This is a genomic window from Alkalibaculum bacchi, assembly GCF_937875145.1.
GTDB lineage: Bacteria > Bacillota > Clostridia > Eubacteriales > Alkalibacteraceae > Alkalibaculum > Alkalibaculum bacchi_A.
This window is the reverse complement of the sequence record NZ_CALNCS010000200.1, coordinates 1-17,651: the sequence shown is the minus strand read 5'-3', so window position 1 is coordinate 17,651 and position 17,651 is coordinate 1. Positions and strand designations below refer to the sequence as shown.

21 protein-coding genes and 2 tRNA genes are annotated in these 17,651 nt (G+C 35.7%); 2 read left to right on the top strand and 21 right to left on the bottom strand.

Annotated elements, in window-relative coordinates:
• From Q7P22_RS11600 to lipB, 15 genes are all read right to left on the bottom strand, one after another.
• The coding region (locus Q7P22_RS11600) for a cyclic nucleotide-binding domain-containing protein (protein WP_303864321.1) at nt 1-239 on the bottom strand (239 nt) is incomplete at its 3' end.
• A 262-nt stretch (nt 240-501) separates the two neighbouring features.
• Nucleotides 502-577 (bottom strand) — tRNA-Met (locus Q7P22_RS11595).
• Between the two features lie 161 nt (nt 578-738).
• Nucleotides 739-3,330, bottom strand: coding sequence for a penicillin-binding transpeptidase domain-containing protein (locus Q7P22_RS11590; RefSeq protein WP_303864319.1), 2,592 nt, complete (start codon nt 3,328-3,330; stop codon nt 739-741).
• 18 nt (nt 3,331-3,348) lie between these two features.
• The gene (gene mreD, locus Q7P22_RS11585) at nt 3,349-3,843 is read right to left on the bottom strand and encodes a rod shape-determining protein MreD (RefSeq protein ID WP_303864317.1); all 495 of its coding nucleotides are present in this window, start codon (nt 3,841-3,843) and stop codon (nt 3,349-3,351) included.
• A 14-nt stretch (nt 3,844-3,857) separates the two neighbouring features.
• Complete coding sequence (gene mreC, locus Q7P22_RS11580) at nt 3,858-4,670, bottom strand: rod shape-determining protein MreC (RefSeq protein WP_303864315.1); 813 nt, start codon at nt 4,668-4,670, stop codon at nt 3,858-3,860.
• Between the two features lie 21 nt (nt 4,671-4,691).
• Nucleotides 4,692-5,702, bottom strand: coding sequence for a rod shape-determining protein (locus Q7P22_RS11575; RefSeq protein WP_303864313.1), 1,011 nt, complete (start codon nt 5,700-5,702; stop codon nt 4,692-4,694).
• A 75-nt stretch (nt 5,703-5,777) separates the two neighbouring features.
• Nucleotides 5,778-6,359 carry a nucleoside triphosphate pyrophosphatase gene (locus tag Q7P22_RS11570; RefSeq protein ID WP_303864311.1) on the bottom strand — a complete coding sequence of 194 codons (582 nt, stop codon included), beginning with the start codon at nt 6,357-6,359 and terminating at the stop codon, nt 5,778-5,780.
• 19 nt (nt 6,360-6,378) lie between these two features.
• The gene (locus Q7P22_RS11565; RefSeq protein ID WP_303864309.1) at nt 6,379-6,630 is read right to left on the bottom strand and encodes a DUF4321 domain-containing protein; all 252 of its coding nucleotides are present in this window, start codon (nt 6,628-6,630) and stop codon (nt 6,379-6,381) included.
• 261 nt (nt 6,631-6,891) lie between these two features.
• Complete coding sequence (gene rnfB / locus Q7P22_RS11560; RefSeq protein WP_303864307.1) at nt 6,892-7,713, bottom strand: RnfABCDGE type electron transport complex subunit B; 822 nt, start codon at nt 7,711-7,713, stop codon at nt 6,892-6,894.
• 13 nt (nt 7,714-7,726) lie between these two features.
• A complete protein-coding gene (gene rsxA, locus Q7P22_RS11555) occupies nt 7,727-8,302 on the bottom strand; it encodes an electron transport complex subunit RsxA (RefSeq protein ID WP_303864305.1) in 576 nt (191 codons plus the stop codon).
• Nucleotides 8,295-8,909: an electron transport complex subunit RsxE gene (gene rsxE, locus Q7P22_RS11550; protein WP_113919283.1), complete on the bottom strand. Its 615-nt coding sequence runs from the start codon at nt 8,907-8,909 to the stop codon at nt 8,295-8,297. Before rsxE ends, rsxA begins: the two co-directional genes overlap by 8 nt.
• Nucleotides 8,910-8,925: 16 nt before the next feature.
• Nucleotides 8,926-9,516 (bottom strand): RnfABCDGE type electron transport complex subunit G, encoded by a 591-nt coding sequence (locus Q7P22_RS11545; RefSeq protein WP_113919284.1) that lies wholly within the window; start codon nt 9,514-9,516, stop codon nt 8,926-8,928.
• On the bottom strand, nt 9,516-10,439 hold the full coding sequence (locus Q7P22_RS11540) for an RnfABCDGE type electron transport complex subunit D (protein ID WP_113919285.1): 924 nt from the start codon (nt 10,437-10,439) through the stop codon (nt 9,516-9,518). Before Q7P22_RS11540 ends, Q7P22_RS11545 begins: the two co-directional genes overlap by 1 nt.
• A 12-nt stretch (nt 10,440-10,451) precedes the next feature.
• Entirely contained in the window at nt 10,452-11,783 is a 1,332-nt protein-coding gene (gene rsxC / locus Q7P22_RS11535; RefSeq protein WP_369695531.1) for an electron transport complex subunit RsxC, read from the bottom strand.
• A 133-nt stretch (nt 11,784-11,916) separates the two neighbouring features.
• Entirely contained in the window at nt 11,917-12,597 is a 681-nt protein-coding gene (gene lipB, locus Q7P22_RS11530) for a lipoyl(octanoyl) transferase LipB (protein ID WP_303864301.1), read from the bottom strand.
• A 165-nt stretch (nt 12,598-12,762) separates the two neighbouring features.
• Between lipB and Q7P22_RS11525 the strand changes: the two genes are divergently transcribed.
• Nucleotides 12,763-12,849, top strand: a tRNA-Leu gene (locus tag Q7P22_RS11525).
• 159 nt (nt 12,850-13,008) lie between these two features.
• On the opposite strand, the gene coaE is transcribed toward Q7P22_RS11525, so the two are convergent.
• From coaE to Q7P22_RS11505, 4 genes are all read right to left on the bottom strand, one after another.
• Nucleotides 13,009-13,635 (bottom strand): dephospho-CoA kinase, encoded by a 627-nt coding sequence (gene coaE / locus Q7P22_RS11520; protein ID WP_303864299.1) that lies wholly within the window; start codon nt 13,633-13,635, stop codon nt 13,009-13,011.
• A gap of 164 nt (nt 13,636-13,799) precedes the next feature.
• Complete coding sequence (locus tag Q7P22_RS11515; RefSeq protein ID WP_303864297.1) at nt 13,800-15,230, bottom strand: aminopeptidase; 1,431 nt, start codon at nt 15,228-15,230, stop codon at nt 13,800-13,802.
• Between the two features lie 48 nt (nt 15,231-15,278).
• Complete coding sequence (locus tag Q7P22_RS11510; protein WP_303864296.1) at nt 15,279-15,449, bottom strand: DUF896 domain-containing protein; 171 nt, start codon at nt 15,447-15,449, stop codon at nt 15,279-15,281.
• A gap of 310 nt (nt 15,450-15,759) precedes the next feature.
• Nucleotides 15,760-16,026, bottom strand: coding sequence for an HPr family phosphocarrier protein (locus tag Q7P22_RS11505; protein ID WP_303864294.1), 267 nt, complete (start codon nt 16,024-16,026; stop codon nt 15,760-15,762).
• 158 nt (nt 16,027-16,184) lie between these two features.
• On the opposite strand from Q7P22_RS11505, the gene Q7P22_RS11500 reads away from it, so the two are divergent.
• Complete coding sequence (locus Q7P22_RS11500) at nt 16,185-16,382, top strand: DUF1858 domain-containing protein (RefSeq protein WP_113919292.1); 198 nt, start codon at nt 16,185-16,187, stop codon at nt 16,380-16,382.
• 34 nt (nt 16,383-16,416) lie between these two features.
• On the opposite strand, the gene Q7P22_RS11495 is transcribed toward Q7P22_RS11500, so the two are convergent.
• Nucleotides 16,417-17,196, bottom strand: a complete 780-nt coding sequence (locus Q7P22_RS11495) for a flagellar hook-basal body protein (RefSeq protein ID WP_303864292.1) — start codon at nt 17,194-17,196, stop codon at nt 16,417-16,419.
• Nucleotides 17,197-17,203: 7 nt separating this feature from the next.
• On the bottom strand, nt 17,204-17,651 hold a 448-nt coding region (locus Q7P22_RS11490; RefSeq protein WP_303864290.1), incomplete at its 5' end, for a flagellar basal body rod C-terminal domain-containing protein.

Sequence of the window (17,651 nt, the reverse complement as noted above, 5' to 3'; positions counted from 1 at the left end):
AAAATAAAAATCACTTTTTTCTCACCTTGAGAACTCATCTTATAAAGAGAGACCAAACCACTTTTTACAATGTATAAACTAGAACACTCTTCCTTATCCTTGCAAACGTGTTCACCCCTCTTATACCAACGGACACTAAAACAATCTGCAAGGGTATCCAACGTTTCACATTTGGCTTCACTAAACGCTTCAATACCTTTAAGGATTTCCATTTTCTCTGCACGGGTCCATTTTTCCATGTTGCACCTCTTTTTTGAACAGTTGTTGAACGATATGTTTTAGACTCTGGCCTACGGCGAGTTTCGCTTTTAGCTTTCTACTTTAAAGGTTTTAGCGTTTGTGCCTAACCACATGGGAGTAATACCTAATTTGTCTTGCCAAATCAAACGGTACAGGGTTGGCGAGATTTGCAGCAACTATAAGGAGCTACAAGCCTGCAACCTAGATAGATCACCTTTATAAAAAAAACACGAAATCATCTCTGATTCGTGTCTTATAAAATGGTTGCGGGGACAGGACTCGAACCTGCGACCTCCGGGTTATGAGCCCGACGAGCTGCCAACTGCTCCACCCCGCGATAATATTTGTGTTCCTTGAGTGTAATATCTATTATAGCACTATCTCAAAGTTTGTCAACTCTTTTCTATTTTTAATTAATTTTTTATGAGAAAACGACTAAATAAGTGGAAAGCTGTAATAAACGCACACTTTCCACTTTAGATCTAACATTTATTTATCCTATTCTTGCTCGTCTTCTTCGGTTTTTTCCTCATCATCTACTTCCTTTTTTTCTACTTCACCGTTTTCTTTTTTAGACTCTTCTTCCTTTTTTTTCATTTCTTGTGCTTCTTCAAAAGTATAATTATTATAAAAATAGGCATCTATTATGTCTCTTGCTACTGGGACAGAGTTAATACTTGTATCTCCCTGAATAATCATGGTTACTACAACTATTTCAGGATCGTCATAAGGGGCGAATGCCATAAACCACCCAGTATTATCTATCTTATCTGAGCCGTATTGAGCTGTACCCGTTTTACCCCCTACTCCTATACCATTGTGATCAAAACCTAAAAAAGCGGATCGACCACTCCCTTGTGTCATTACATCCTTCATACCTTTTTTTATTTCTTTAATATACTCTTCATCTACATTGATTTTATTTGTTATTTTTTCCTTATGTTGATACGTAACTTTTCCATCGCTATTTACAGCTTTCTCTACTAAATAAGGCTCTCTGCGAATGCCCCCATTTACTAAACTACTTAAAAAATTTGCCATTTGGATTGGCGTAGTGGAATTCCCACCTTGACCAATGGACGCATTAATCGTATCTGTTGTTACCCATCTTGAATCCATAATTTGCTGCGTGATTTTTTGCAAATACACATTATCTTTTACATTGTACTTGGCCATAATCGCAGTAACTTCTTCAAAAATACGATTATATAATTGAGAGATCGAGTTGTATTCGTATTTATCAGGCGTTATTTGACTATACAATTCTTTTGCAATTGCGTAAGACTTATATACAGCTTGCTCTGTTCCATCCTCATTTGTAATAATAGCATTTCCCTTGATCCCCACAGTTCTTCGAATATAATCTGATGTAGAATACGTTCGAATTTGTACTTTGTCAGCTTTTGTCGCTAAATAGCCGGAAGACTCGGATATTTCCAAACCTGTTCTTTGACCTATTCCAAATTCTTTCGCATATTTTTCAATATTGTCTACACCTAGTCGATATCCTGCTTCATAAAAGAAGATATTACAAGAATCTCTTATGGCTTCTCGTACATTCTCTGCGCCATGGGCCCCTAAGCATGTAAATTGAGGGAATCTCCCATAAACCCTTCCGCAGTATATTGTTGAATGCTTTGTAATGACCCCTTCTTGTAAAGCTGCAGCAGCCATTAGAGGTTTAAACACAGAACCTGGTTGTAGTGCTGATAATGTGGCATTATTGTAAAGGGGTTTTGGGTACAATGGGTCATCTACTAGTACGTTTAATTCATTCCAATCTTCAGAGCTGATTCCATTGGTAAATAAATTAGGATTGTAATCAGGATAACTAGCCAAAGCTAGTACTGCGCCTGTCTTTACACTTAAGACTACTGCTGCTCCAGATTTTGCATTAGGTGCATTTGTCCTTTGAATTTTTTTAATCTGATTTGCTAAAGATTCTTCCGTTACTTTTTGTAGATCATAATCTAAAGTTAAATATACATTATCTCCACCAATAGGGTCTTGGACCTCTTTTGTTGGGTCATTTTGCGCAATACCTTTATAATCTGTAACGGCAAACCGTTGACCGTCTTGTCCTTTTAGATATTCTTCAAAGGAAGATTCAATCCCACTAATCCCCTTAAGATCTCTCATCTTATAGCTTCCATCTTCAACATCTTTCTCACTAACTTTCCCAATATACCCTAAGACATGAGAAGCCAAATTTTGAAAAGGATATTCCCTCACAGGATTAGAAGCCACACTGATTCCTGACAATTCATGTACTCTTGAATCAATTTCAAACACTGTTTCTAGTTTGATATTTCGAGCTACTTGAATAGGCTCCCAAGACCGAAATCCCTGTGCCCTTACCATCTGGCGAAACACTAAAATTTTTCTAGCATCTTCATTGGATAACGTATCATCTATTTCATACATTTTCCGAAGCTTTTGAAGAGATTTCTGCGCACTATAGTCATATTCTTCTTTCTTAAAGCCAAAATCTTTTTTCCACTGAAGTTCTCTTGTTTCATAGCTAAATATAATATCCCCATCTTTAATAGAAAGGGGTAAGTTTGCATTCATATGAACTTTTTCAATAGCTTCTAAGGCGACTTCATTACTGATTTCATCTTTTACATTGTATTTGTCTCTAAGTATGGTTAGTGTTTCTTCTGCTGTAGCATTTCGAGGAATCTCGTGTTCTTCTTTCCACTCTTTTTCTTCTTTTTCATAAGCAAAAAATATAGATCCCTTTTCAATCAATAGGGGAAAATTATCTTCAAACACTTCCTCGTTCTTTTCAAGTAAATTATACAGTTGTAAAAGCACTTGATTTTCCTGTCCATCTTCGATATTGCTGTAGATGAGCTCTACTGAATAACCAACCTTGCTTTTAGCTATTTCATAACCATCTCCTGTAACAATAGACCCCCTAGGAGCTGTTTCCGTAATTTTTTGTACCATTTTATTTTCAGCCATCTGTGCGTACTGATCACCATTGATGATTTGCAAGTAAGCAAGGCGAGAAAGAAATATTGTGATTAACAAAATTAAAAATACGAATAAAAAAATAAATCTATATTTATTCTTATTAACTATCATTTGTTTAAAATTAGCTCCTTATTTGCGACTTTGATGATTGTTTCGAACCCATCTTAATGACAATGGATAAATCAAAAACAAGGCCATAAAATTTATTACCCAATAGGTAAGATTAAAAAACTTCAAGTAATTGACAATGGAGATGTGATTTCCTATTAAATACAAGATTAAAACTCTCGAACCATGATTGATAATAACTCCTATCGGAAAAACACTAATAGGAGCTAATAAACTATCTTTAAACATATTTTCGCTTATTACGCTAGTAATAAATGCCGTCAAGAGAAAACTCAAAGCATATAATCCAATAAAATCACCATATAAAATATCTGCTAGTAAACCTATAATGAACCCAAGAGTATAGGACTGCTTTCTTCCTAAAAGTATGGAAAAGCATATTAAACTAATTAATAAAAGATCTGGATATCTGCCGCTTAAATTAAAAAATTGAAAGACAGTACTTTGTAATATGAGCTCCATCAATAATATTATACTTAATTTGACAATATTCAAACTATCACCTTATTCTACCGTTTAATGAGTAATACCTTATCGATCTTTTCAATATCTATTGACGGCTCAATGGTGAGAATTTTTTCTAACCTTCCAGCATCTGCCTTGATCTCTTTTACTTTTCCTACGACAATATTTTTTTCAAATACACCGGCTAGACCTGAAGTTACGATAATGTCACCCTTCTTTATTTTTGCTTCAGGATCAGCATATCCCTTCAGCATAGATTGATCATCTTTACCAGTGATCCGAATATAGTCTTTGCTTTTTACGCTTATACCATTAAACATACTTGTACTATCTATTATGGTCAAAACTTTGCTCGTTCCATTAGAGACTTCTTTTACTCTCCCTACAAGACCTTCACTTAAAATGACCGTCATATCCTTTTTGACTCCTTCATTGCTGCCCTTATTGATTACTACCAAACTAAAACCTCTATAAGGATCAACACTGACAACAGATGCAGATATATACTGATATTGACTATTTTCTTTTGTAAAATCCAACAATTTCAATAGCTCTTCATTTTCTTGAGTCAATTTATCGTAATTCGCTAATTTAATTTCAGCTTCATTTAACTCTTTTTCCAACTGTTCATTTTTGGCTTTAAGAAACGGCAAATCAACGACAAAATCATATAGGTTTTTAACGTATTGTGACGATAAGTACAGTACTCTTTCTACAGGTGATGTGGTATTCCGTATTATGCCCTCAGGAGCGGTAGTATATGCTCTACCCTGAGATGTCGTTCCAATACACACGAACAGAAATAAAACCATTATGACAATATTTATGGCTACACGATGTTCTTTAAACCATTTCAATTACAAAATTACCTCCAAAAATTATTTTGCATTAAATATTTCATTATTGTATCCCTGCTCTAATACCATTACCGTACCTTTTGCCACACAGTCTAGCGGATCATCTGCAATACTACATCTAATACCTGTTTCCTTTTCTACTAGATGATTAAGCCCCTTTAACAAAGCACCTCCACCAGTCATGACAATTCCTCGTTCCATAACATCTGATGCTAACTCTGGCGGCGTCTTTTCTAATACGCTTTTTACAGATTCTACAATCGTCTGTATCGGATTTTCAATAGCATTATAAATATCTTGTGTAGTAACAGCTAATGTCTTTGGCAAGCCAGATAGTAAATCTCGTCCTTTAATATTCATCTCTTCATCGTATAGGTCTTTTATTGCACATCCTATAGTCATCTTTATGTTTTCTGCTGTTCTTTCTCCAATGGATAAGTTGTATTTATTCCTAATATATTGAATAATAGACGCATCGAAATCATCTCCACCAACTCTCTTGGAATTGCTGATAACAAGACCACCTAATGAGATTACCGCAATATCTGTAGTACCTCCACCAATATCAATGACCATACTTCCTGTAGCTTCAGCAACTGGCAAACCTGCGCCAATTGCTGTGGCAAGAGCTTCTTCAATAATACCTATTTGACTAGCTCCTGACATCTGAGCGGCTTCAATGACCGCTTTACGCTCTACTTCTGTAATATCTGATGGAACCCCAATTAAAACCCTCGGTCTTCTAAACTTTGAGAGCTTAATCGCTTTATCGATAAAATATTTTAACATAATTTGCGTTGACCTAAAGTCTGCAATAACCCCATCTTTTAAAGGCCTAATAGCCACAATATTACCTGGTGTTCTGCCTATCATCTCCTTTGCCTCATTTCCAACGGCAATAGGTTCTTTTGTATCTAAGTTTATGGCCACAACAGAAGGCTCTCTTACAATAATACCTTGTCCTTTTATAGCGACTAAAATATTTGCTGTACCTAAGTCAATGCCCACGTATCCATTATTAAATATACCCAATTAACTTCCACCTTTCTAGATCTATTATACTTGTTAACTCTATCTATAATAGACCGACTTTCTCATTTAAGCTTCTTATAGAATATGAACATCAAATTCTGCTAGCATATCACAAAGCAATGTAATTGGCAATCCTACTACATTCGTATAGCAGCCCTCTATCGTATCTACAAATAGAGACCCTAAACCTTGAATGGCATAGGCTCCTGCCTTATCTCGTCCTTCTCCCGTTTCAATGTATCTCCAAATGACTTCATTACTAAGGCTAGCAAATTTTATTTTGGTATTTCTATGACTCACGATTTTTCTATTTTTTTCTGTACTAAAAACACATATTCCTGTAATCACTTCATGCTGTTTACCAGACAACGATTTTAAAATACAAAAGGCTTCTTGATCGTTAGTAGGCTTGCCTATTAATATGTCATCAGAGACTACCATAGTGTCCGCTGCAATAATAATTCTAGGGGTGCCATTTGTCTTTTCAGCTACATCTAATGCTTTTCCTAAAGCAATTCCTTCTACATTTTCCTCATTGGATAATTGTTTGTCTATTTTTTCTTCGATATCGCTGACTATAATATCAAATTTTAAGTTTAAATTTTCTAATATCTCTTTTCTTCTTGAAGATCCAGATGCTAAAATAATTCTACTCACAATTTTATCCTCTCTGTTATTAATTTCGGTAGTAAATGGCTAAAGCAAGTATTAAAAATACAATGCTACCTAAATTAATATTAATGACTAAACCAAAAGTCAACGTAGCAAAACTTAAATCTAATACCCATGGAGCGCCACCACTTAAAATGCTAATATTAACAGTTTTCCCGAAAATACTTATGTAATCAGAAAGAAATTCTCCTGCCAACTGCCCAGCAAACAAGGAAGCAAGCACAATTAATAGTAAAATCCCCTTACTATTCCTCATATACACTTAGGCCCCTTCCAAATAAACAGTTTTACTAAATGATATTATACAGTATATTAAAATTTTCTAAATAAGTAAAGAAAATTACGTATGATTTCAAAATCAACCTTTGTGGAAAATGTTAGATGGTTAGATGAGAAAAACTAGGATAGGAGAAGGCGGAATTTATGCAAGATGGTTAGCAAACCCAAAAAGCCACCGAAGGTGGCTTTTTGGGTTTGCGTAGAACTTAAAACGTAGAACCAATGCGTCGCAGGCTCATTACGATACTTTTTGTTTCGTTTGAATCATTTCTGCTGTGATTGCATTTGTTGGACATTTTTCTACGCAGATCATGCATTCTGTGCATTTGTCGTAGTGGATTTTGGCTAAATTGTCTTCAAAACCAATGGTCTCTTCAGGACAATTTTTTACGCAAGCTTTACAACCAATACAACCAACTTTACAATTTGATTTTACTTCTTTACCCTTATCTTTTGAGTTGCAATCTACGTGAACGCTCTTAGACGCTGGCACTAAATCAATAACTAGTTTAGGGCAGGCTTCTATACATTTTCCGCAAGCTGTACACTTATCAGGGTCTACTCTTGCGATTCCGTCTTCTGTTACATGAATGGCATCAAAAGGACAGACTCTCTCACAAGTTCCAAATCCTAAACAGCCATAATTACAGCTTTTTTGACCGCCCAAAGCAATGACCGCTTCCTTGCAATCTTTTATTCCATAATACTCAAACTTATTAGAGCAATTAGAAGATGTACCTTGGCAAATTACCCGGGCAATCATTCTTTCTGAACCACCGGCATCTACGCCCATAATTTCACCAATTTTTTCAGCGACACTCGCCCCTCCAACTGGGCAACTATCGACTTTTGCACTTCCTGCAGCAACAGACACTGCATAGGCTTCACAGCCTGGAAATCCACAACCACCACAGTTTGCACCAGGTAATACATCTAAAATCATTGGTACTTTAGGATCTTTTTCTACTGCAAACACCTTTGATGCATATCCCAAGATGGCTCCAAAAACTATGGCCATTCCTCCTAACCAAAGAACAGGAACAATTAATTCACTTATCAAGCCTTATCACCTCCTATAGTAATCCTGAAAAGCCTAAAAACGCTATAGACATTAAGCAGGCAGTAATCAATGCAATAGGAAAACCTTGTAATGGTTTAGGAATAGGAGCGATTTCTAATCTCTCTCTAATTCCTGCAAATAGCACAATAGCTAAAGTAAAACCGAGTGCTGCTCCCACGCCATTAAAAATAGTTTGAATAAAGTTATACTTTGCATCGATATTTAAAATGGCTACCCCTAGTACAGCACAGTTTGTCGTAATAAGAGGAAGATATACACCTAAAGCATCATACAAAGTAGGGCTTACCTTTTGAATAACCATTTCTACAAATTGCACTAAAGATGCAATGACTAAAATAAAAGCTATTGTCTGCAAATACTGCAAGTTAAAGGGTTCTAATATCGTATACTGTATAACGTATGTAACTGCAGAGGCAAGTGCCATAACAAAGGTAACTGCTGCTCCCATGCCTGCAGCGGTTTCTACTTGTTTAGATACTCCTAGAAAAGGGCAGATACCTAAAAATTTTACTAATATAAAATTATTTACTAATATAGCACTTAATAGGATAATCAGTAACTCAGTCATTTACACTGCTCCTTTCCTTTTTTCTATCCGTCAACTTGTTTAGTAGTCCCATGAGAAGTCCTAGAGCAAGGAACGCACCTGGAGGTAAAATCATAATCAAAGCTGGTTCATAACTAGCACCAAACAGCGAAAATCCAAACATGCTACCCGCACCTAATATTTCTCTGACACTACCTAATAGAGTTAGTGATAAAGTAAATCCAATGCCCATACCTACCGCATCAGCTAAAGAATCTAAAATACCGTTTTTAGAAGCAAAAGATTCTGCTCTCGCTAAAATAGTACAGTTTACGACGATAAGAGGAATAAAAAGACCTAATGCCCTGTCTAAAACAGGCACAAAAGCCTTTAAAAGCAATCCCACAATAGTTGTAAAGGATGCTATAATTACTACGTAAGCTGGTATTCTTACCTTATTTGGTATGAAATTTCGAAGTAGTGAAACTACTACATTCGAGCCAATTAATACGGCCATTGTGGCAAGGCCCATTCCCAAGCCATTAACCGCAGCAGTGGTTACTGCCAGTGTAGGACACATTCCCAAAACCAATCGAAAAATTGGGTTTTCTGGAATAATACCTCTCCAGAGATTTTTAATAAAATTCATAACTTATACCTCCCCCCTATTTATTCATTTCATTAAATACTTCAAGAGCAGCGTTTACCCCATCCGTAACAGCTTGTGTAGTAATAGTAGATCCCGTAATAGCTTGAACCTCACTATCACCAGCAGTACCTGATTTGATTACAGTAAGTGGGGTACTTGTAGACATTCCTGCAAATTGATCTTGGAAGGATTTTTCTGTAGCCTTTGCCCCTAATCCAGGAGTTTCACTGTGTCCAACTACCTTAAGTCCTGTAATCTCGCCCTCTATTGAAATCCCTACTAATATATTCATTTCACCACCATAGCCTTTTGGTAAGACTTTAAACGTATAACCTATTATCTCATCCCCTACAATATCTTTGTACACTTCAGAGATGATTTCGAGGTTATTAAAACCTAATTTCTTTTCATGATCAATAATCGTTTGCTGTTCAACCTGTTCAAAGTAGTCAGAAGGCGATATGACCTCTTCACGAGCTAATTTATTTTCCATTTCGATTTGTTCTGCGATTCTTTCTCCTGTAATCGAATTCGTGAACGCTAAGGCTAAAGCTGCAACTGCAGTAATAACAAAAAGTTTAAGAGCTAAATTAATAATCTCTTTCATCAACCCTTCACCTCCCCGTAAATTCTAGGTATGGTAAATCGCTCAATTAATGGTGCACATACATTCATAAGAAGAATTGCATAGGACACCCCTTCTGGGTAACCTCCCCATAGTCTTATGACGGTTGTCAATAACCCGCATCCAAAAGCATAAATAATTTGGGCTTTTTTTGTTGGAGGACATGAAGCATAGTCTGTAGCCATAAAGAAAGCACCTAAGAACAAACCTCCACTTAGAAGGTGATACATTGGGTTTTCGCCAAAAATGAATGCAAGTACAAATACAGTTCCCATAAATACTACTGGAATATGCCAAGTAATAACTCTTCTGTAAAGCAGATACAGTCCTCCAATAAGTAAAGCTAAGGCAGATACTTCTCCAATACATCCGGCTACATTACCTATTAGCAGATCCATATAACTTGGTAATCCTTCTGTAACTCCGCTTTTTACAAGTTCTAAAGGAGTTGCTGAAGTTGTAGCATCTACAAAAGCAGAAGAAGTCATCCTTGAAGGCCAAGATGCTACAAGCATCGCTCTTGCTCCAAGAGCTGGATTCATAAAGTTTTGACCGATTCCTCCAAAACATTGTTTGACGATGGCAATGGCAAATGCAGAACCGATTACAGCCAACCACCAAGATGCGCTAACAGGCAAGTTAAATGCTAACAGTATACCAGTTACTACTGCGCTGTAGTCATTAATAGTAATTTCTTTTTTCATTAATTTTTGTATTATTGCTTCTGTAACCAGACAAGTTCCTATGCAGATGGCTGTGAGTATCGCTGCTCTTATTCCAAATCGCACTACTCCAGCTATAAGTGCTGGCATTAAAGCAATGACCACATCTCTCATTATGCTAGAGGTACTGTGATTTGCGCGGATATGAGGCGACGATGATACGATTAATAAATCTTCCTTCAATGTTTAACCCCCTTATTTCTCTTTTCTGCTATTTGCGATAATTTCTCTTTTTGCAACACGAATGGAAGAGAGCAGTGTTCGCTTTGAAGGGCATATGTAGGAACAACTGCCACATTCCATACAATCTAATGCGTGATATTTCTTACATTTTTCATAATCTCCATTTAAAGAGTATTCTGCTATATACAAAGGCAATAATCGAACAGGACATATGCTAGCACATTTTCCACATCGAATACATAGTTGAGGATTTGGCACCTCTGCTTCTTCCTTTGTAAGACATGAAATACCAGTCGTTTCCTTGAGAAGAGGAATATCAGGAGAGTACTGAGCAAGTCCAGTCATTGGCCCACCATTGATAATCTTCGTAGGTTCTTCTGAAAAACCCCCGCAATTTTCAATTAAATCTGCTATATTTGCACCAATTTTAGCTTTTAATACACTTGGATTTTTTACAGCTCCGCCGGATATGGTTACGATTCTCTCTATGAGAGGCATTCCTTCTTGTATCGCATCAGAAATGGCAGCTGCTGTCCCCACGTTAAAAACTACTGCTCCAACATCAGCCGAAGAGCCTCCAGATGGAACTTCTTTACCTATAATTGCTGTTATTAATTGATCCTTATAACCTTGTGGGTATTTCGTATGTAGTGAAAAAAGCTCAATGGATTCGTCATTACCAAGAGCCTTACTTATGGCCTCGATAGCTTCCTTCTTGTTGTCCTCAATTCCTATGTACCCTCTTTGAACACCCATGCACTTCATCATAGCTCTTAGTCCGAAGACCACTTTATCAGCATGATTGTTCATAATATACTCATCCGATGTTAAATAGGGTTCACATTCTGCACCATTTAAAATAATGTGCTCTACCGTTTTTCCTTTTCTTGGGGTGAGCTTTACATGTGTAGGAAATGCTGCTCCACCCATTCCAATAATACCAGCCTCCTGCACAATTTGCTTGATTTCCTCAGGGGATAAACTTTCCAAATCTCCTTTTGGCTTTACTTCTTCATAAAGAGTATCTTGCATGTCCGATTTGATGACTACAGATACGATTTTTTGCCCTTTTGGATGAAGTCTTGGCTCAACAGCTATGACCTCACCAGATACACTTGAATGAACCATCGCAGAGATAAATCCCTTAGGTTCACCTATGCACTGACCTACTTTTACAAGGTCGCCTTTTTTTACTAAAGGTTTCGCTGGAGATCCTGAGTGCATCAACATTGGAATAACTACTGTTTCAGGAGCTTTTGCTATTACTAATTCTTTGCCACTTGTTAGCTCCTTGCGCCCTGGTGGATGAATTCCGCCCTTAAAGGTAGAATGCTTAATATTCACTTAGAAACACTCCTTTCAATTATTTTATACAATGTCTCCATTATAACAGATTATTAAGTATACTACTATATTTTTGTTAAAATTTTATTTTACAAAAATGTAGCAATATACTTTTTGTAAAGCTTTTCATTGCTTATGGTGTTGTCAGTACATCTTTTAAGCTCATAAAAACGGGTTCTACTTCAAATAATTCACAAAAATATTTTACGGTCTTATCTTTTAGTTCATCCATATCCATAGGATGCCCTACTAGTTTTTCTAGGGAGATTACTCCTCGGTCTTTAAAACCGCAAGGATAAATCCAATTAAAATGCTCTAAATTTGTGTTTACATTAAAGGCAAAGCCGTGCATGCTTACCATTTTACTTATGGATATACCGATAGCCGTTATTTTATCATTGCCTATCCATACACCTGTATGTTCTCCATCGAGACCATAGGATTCAATATTGTATATTTCGCGTAACATCTTAATAAAGGTTTCTTTTATTCTCCAAACAAATTTGCGCACGTCTTTATTATAGTTTTTTAAATGAAAAATAGGATATCCTACAATTTGACCAGGACCATGGTAGGTGACATCCCCACCTCGACTCAATCGAACTACATCTACCCCTCTGCTTTGTAGAAATTCTTCGGAAACTAGTATGTTTTCGACTTTACCTTTTACTCCTAAAGTTAGTACTGCTGGATGTTCTACAATGAGAAGAGTGTCCTCTATTTTGTCACTTGCTCGAAGTTCTCTTAACTCTTCTTGTATTTTTAGCGTCCGTGAATAATCCAAAGTTGCCAAGTTTACAATATTAATTTTCACAATTTATTCATCCTTTTCTCCCCCGTGTTATTTATTATACTAAATAAAATCATATTAATAAAGATATTTTTTTAACAAAACGCTTCACCTTGATAGATTTCAAAAAAGAGTTGAATTTTATCTGTCAAACCTTTATAATGATTTAAGTAATTGATTCTGACTACTGCGAGGGTGGCGGAACTGGCAGACGCGCATGCTTGAGGGGCATGTGGGAGTTTTCTCGTAGGGGTTCAAGTCCCCTCCTTCGCACCAAATATGCAGCTTACGTTGCAATGAATAGTGAACAATGAATAATGAGCAATATATGATAGGCGTAATGTAAACGTGGCATATTTGTACTATTCCATGTTCAGTGTTCATTTTACTAAGAGGTTTAGAGGATAAAGGGGACACATTTAAAATGCGTCCCCTTTATCCTCTTTCTACTTTCAGCTTTCCAACTTTCAATACTTTTCTCCATAAATAAATCACTGCATCTTTTAACTGATCATAATCTCCATCATTATAAATTAAGTAATCCCCATAGGAAATCTTGTCCTTTATATTCATTTGAGATTGAATCCTTTTTATTGCTTCATCCTCTGTAAGATTGTTTCGTGCCATTAATCGCTCCAATTGAGCATCTTCACTAGAAACTACCAAAATCACTTTGTCTACAGTATCTGTAAGTTTTTCTTCTATGAGCAAAGGGCAGTCATAAAGAATGGCTTCATAACCTTGTGTTCTATACTGATCTGCTACCTCATTGTATAGCTTAGCTACCTCTGGATGCACAATATTATTTAATATTTTAATGGCATGGCTACTGCCAAACACCATATCGCCTAATTTTTTCCGGTCGAGAGTACCGTCAGGCAAAAGAATCCTTGGCCCAAATTCTTCTTTTATTTTTTCTAAACCAATGCTATCTAGCTCTACAGCTTTGCGAGCAAGCAAATCTGCATCGATAATTTTGGCATTGCAATACTCCTTAAGAATATTAGAAACGGTACTTTTTCCTGTAGCAATACTACCCGTTAAGCCATATATTTTCATCATTACACCGCCTTTATAGTTCTAAGATATAAGTTCTAAGTTATAAGAAAAATCTTTTATTCACCTATGGTAAGGTAACAAGAGTTTTTGCTTGAAAGGAACTCAATTACTTACAACATAGAACATAAAGCGTAGAACGAACCCTAATAGGTGACCTAGGTCACCTATTAGTATTCATAATTACTGTAGAAAAATGCTTTGTATGCTTTATATGCCATATATATATCCGCTTTGCTAGCAATTTCATATGGAGCATGCATACTCAGTAAGGCGACTCCTACATCTATAACATCCATACCGTATTTTGCTGGAATATATGCGATGGTTCCACCACCACCTTCATCAACTTTTCCAAGTTCTCCCATTTGCCAACAAATATTGTTCTCATTAAAGATTCTTCTGATTTCACCAACAAATTCTGCACTAGCATCATTGCTTCCGCTTTTTCCTCTTGAGCCTGTATATTTTGTCAGTACAATACCTTTACCAATATAAGCAGCGTTTAACTTATCATGAGTTGTAGGGTAGTTTGGATCAAATGCTGCATTTACATCTGCAGATAAAAATTTGGAATTCATAAGGCATCTTCTTAAGACCAAGTCCGCTTTGCCTACTCCTGATAAATGAATCAATTCACTTACTAAATTTTCAAAGTAATTAGAAGTCATTCCCGTATTACCTACACTTCCAATTTCTTCTTTATCTGCTAATATTGTTACGCAAGTTCTCTTAGGAGCATCCATTTCTAAAAGAGCTTCCAATGCAGTAAAAGCGCATACTCGATCATCATGCCCATAGGCTCCTACTAAGCCTCTATCGAATCCAATATCCCTTGCTTTTGCTGCAGGTACAATTTCTAATTCTGAAGAAGCTAGGTCTTCTTCTTTAATATCATATTTTTCATTTAATAATTTCAAGATATTAAGTTTAACACTATCCTTAATATCCTCATCGTCCATTGGAATGCTACCTACTAGAATATTTAGCTGTTCACCTGTAATAGCTTCGCTAATTTTCTTTGCATTTTGTTCTTTTGAAAGATGTGGTAATAAGTCTGTAATATAAAACACGGGATCTTTTTCATCTTCACCAATATTTACAGTAATTTTTGTTCCATCTTGCTTAATAATCACCCCATGTAATGCTAGCGGTATAGTAACCCACTGGTATTTTTTTACTCCACCGTAATAATGAGTCTTGAAAAAAGCTAATTCTGTATCTTCATACAAAGGAGCTTGCTTTAAATCTAATCGTGGCGCATCTACATGCGCTCCAATGATATTTAAGCCTTTTTCAAAGTTTTCCTTTCCTATAACAAACAAAATTACTGTCTTATCTTTAAATAAGCCATATATCTTATCTCCTGGCTCTGGTCTTTTATGATTTTTAATATAGTAGTCAATGGATTTAAAACCTTTCTCCTCTGCAATTCTTGCTGAGTAAAGAGAAGCTTCCCTCTCGGTTTTACATGTATCTAAATACTTTTTATACGTTTCACTAAAGTCCATGACTATTTCTTTTTCATTGCCCTCTAATCTTCTCCATGCATTGTCATATCTCTTAACTAGTAATTTTTCTAATTCTTTATAATCTGACATGATATTCTCCTTTCCTTGTGGCTGTAGCGTATGGTTCTAAGTTTTGCTTTAGTCTACGAACTCAATATCGTCTAATTGTTTTCTAAAACTTTTTCTAAAATTTTCAAGATATTCTTTCCTAAGGGCGTCCTGCTCCTTCTGTTCTTCTAGATTCAGTCCTGTCTCCTTTTTTTTCTTTGCTAAATAATTTATTCTGTTTAATTTTTCCTCACTAATCATATTTTATCTCCTTAAATTTGCATGATACTATAGCATACCCATTATAGTAAGTACTTAGGCACCTCTTTATTTATACACATAACCTCCACCGCTTTATTGGTCGAGGTTCGAATTTGTTTATAGAAGGTCACTTTTATGTATACGTTCCCCTTTGTGTGTACGAGATGCTCATTTGCATATTATAGCACAATTTTTGTCAATTTAAAGATAAGAAATAAAAAATATACAGGCAAACAAAAAAACCTTAGGTAAACCTAAAGTTTTTTTGCATTCCTATATAAGCTCGTTTATTTAAGATTTTATAAATTTTTTATTCTTCGTTGAAATTGCTATCAATCAATTGAATAATTGCCTTTAACGCTTCGTCTTCATCTGAACCATCTACTTCTATTATTATTTCCGTGCCATGAGCTGCTCCGAGAGTCATTACTCCCATAATACTTTTGGCGTTTATTGTCATATTATCCTTTTTTATAAAAATCTCACTTTTGAATTTATTGGCTAATTCGACTAATAAAGAAGCAGGTCTTGCATGTAGTCCAGACTTATTTGTTAGTACCGCTTTATTGCAAACCATTACATCACCCCACTTATCTATTCTACTCTATTACTTCTATTATACACATAAATCGACTTTTAGCAAACACAGTAGTTTGAATTACGACAATTTTTCACAAAAAGGTATAGATATTATTTAACTATTGTATTATCATATATTTTATGGAGGTGAGCTTAATGAAAATTACTAAAGATATGGGTATTTTAACTTCTGTTGAAAACCACCCTGAAATTGTGAAGGTTTATGAAAAATATGGAATGCACTGTTTTGGATGTATGGCTGCACGATTTGAAAATATCGAAGAAGGTGCTCTAGCACACGGAATCGATGTAGATGCATTAATGAAAGATTTAAACGCTGCTGTAATAGCTTAAAAAAGCGCCTTTGGCGCTTTTTTAGTCCCTTGAATTATCTTTTAATACCATTAATCATTCCCATAATCTCATCTGTCGTTTGAATGGCTTTGCTACTCATAGAATACGCTTTTTGAGTTATAATCATATCTGTCATAACTTTGCTCATATCTACATTAGAAGACTCTAATGCCCCTTGAACAATGCTACCAAACATTTCTTCTTGGTCTATAGAATTGTATAGAGTAATACCTTCACGGTTTACGTATTTACCTTCTCCTAAAGAGATTAGAGAGTCTAAAACTTCTGGGTAGTATAGGGGGATTTTTCCTACTGTAGTCGCTACTCCGTCAATATCCTTTATGATATCGCCTTTACGAGATATGGTAATATCTCCTGTTTCCCACTCTTCTACTGGCTCACTTACATTTATTTCTAGTCTATGTCCATTATCATCCGTAATACTTAAGTCTTCATTGATGTGAAAATTTCCATTTCTCGTCAGAAAGAAATCACCGTTTTCATCTCTTACGCCAAAAAAACCATTGCCTTCAATAGCCAATTGATAATCACCAGATGCACTTATAATAGACCCCTGTTTAAAATCTACGCCGCTCACCCTACTTGTAGAGCCTACATTGATGCCTGAAGGGTTCATGTTTTCTGATAAAAGTACGTCCTCTTGATGAATTTGATTTAACAATAACTCCTGAAAGCTTACCTTCTTCTTTTTATAGCCGGTCGTATTGACATTTGCCAAATCATTAGCTATAGCATCCATTTTATTTTGATTAGAATGGAGCCCTGTTTTTCCAATTGTCAAAATCTTATTCATGGTTCACCTATAACCTTCCCAATTCATTTACTGCTTTATTTAAGGTCTCATCAGCAGCGTGAAGTAATTTTTGATTTGATTCAAACTCTCTTGATATTTCAATCATCCTAACCAATTCATCTGCAATTTGTACATTTGAAGCTTCTATATAACGTTGTCTTACCTCTCCATCTACTCGGTTAAATGCTTCCGCCTCACTTGTGAAAATGGCATTGCCAATAGTTTGCAAATTATTATAATCTTCAAAATCGACTACAAGTAAATAGATCTCTTCTTCTGGAAAAAAACCTCTATTATCTATATGTACTTCATTGTTTTGTATTGGAATTTGCTCTAATTGGCCATTCTCATCTATGCCCATTACAGAGTAACCATCTAATGTGGTCAAAATGCCTTCATTGCTTATTTTAAAATTTCCATTTCTTGTATAGCCATATTGCCCATTGCCCATTTCA

Bases quoted from the DNA above. Each gene is read 5' to 3' on its own strand.
- Q7P22_RS11590 (WP_303864319.1), bottom strand. From the start codon at position 3,330: ATGATAGTTAATAAGAATAAATATAGATTTATTTTTTTATTCGTATTT.
- Q7P22_RS11565 (WP_303864309.1), bottom strand. From the start codon at position 6,630: ATGAGGAATAGTAAGGGGATTTTACTATTAATTGTGCTTGCTTCCTTG.
- rsxA (WP_303864305.1), bottom strand. From the start codon at position 8,302: ATGACTGAGTTACTGATTATCCTATTAAGTGCTATATTAGTAAATAAT.
- rsxE (WP_113919283.1), bottom strand. From the start codon at position 8,909: ATGAATTTTATTAAAAATCTCTGGAGAGGTATTATTCCAGAAAACCCA.
- Q7P22_RS11545 (WP_113919284.1), bottom strand. From the start codon at position 9,516: ATGAAAGAGATTATTAATTTAGCTCTTAAACTTTTTGTTATTACTGCA.
- coaE (WP_303864299.1), bottom strand. From the start codon at position 13,635: ATGATGAAAATATATGGCTTAACGGGTAGTATTGCTACAGGAAAAAGT.
- Q7P22_RS11515 (WP_303864297.1), bottom strand. From the start codon at position 15,230: ATGTCAGATTATAAAGAATTAGAAAAATTACTAGTTAAGAGATATGAC.
- Q7P22_RS11510 (WP_303864296.1), bottom strand. From the start codon at position 15,449: ATGATTAGTGAGGAAAAATTAAACAGAATAAATTATTTAGCAAAGAAA.
- Q7P22_RS11505 (WP_303864294.1), bottom strand. From the start codon at position 16,026: ATGGTTTGCAATAAAGCGGTACTAACAAATAAGTCTGGACTACATGCA.
- Q7P22_RS11500 (WP_113919292.1), top strand. From the start codon at position 16,185: ATGAAAATTACTAAAGATATGGGTATTTTAACTTCTGTTGAAAACCAC.
- Q7P22_RS11495 (WP_303864292.1), bottom strand. From the start codon at position 17,196: ATGAATAAGATTTTGACAATTGGAAAAACAGGGCTCCATTCTAATCAA.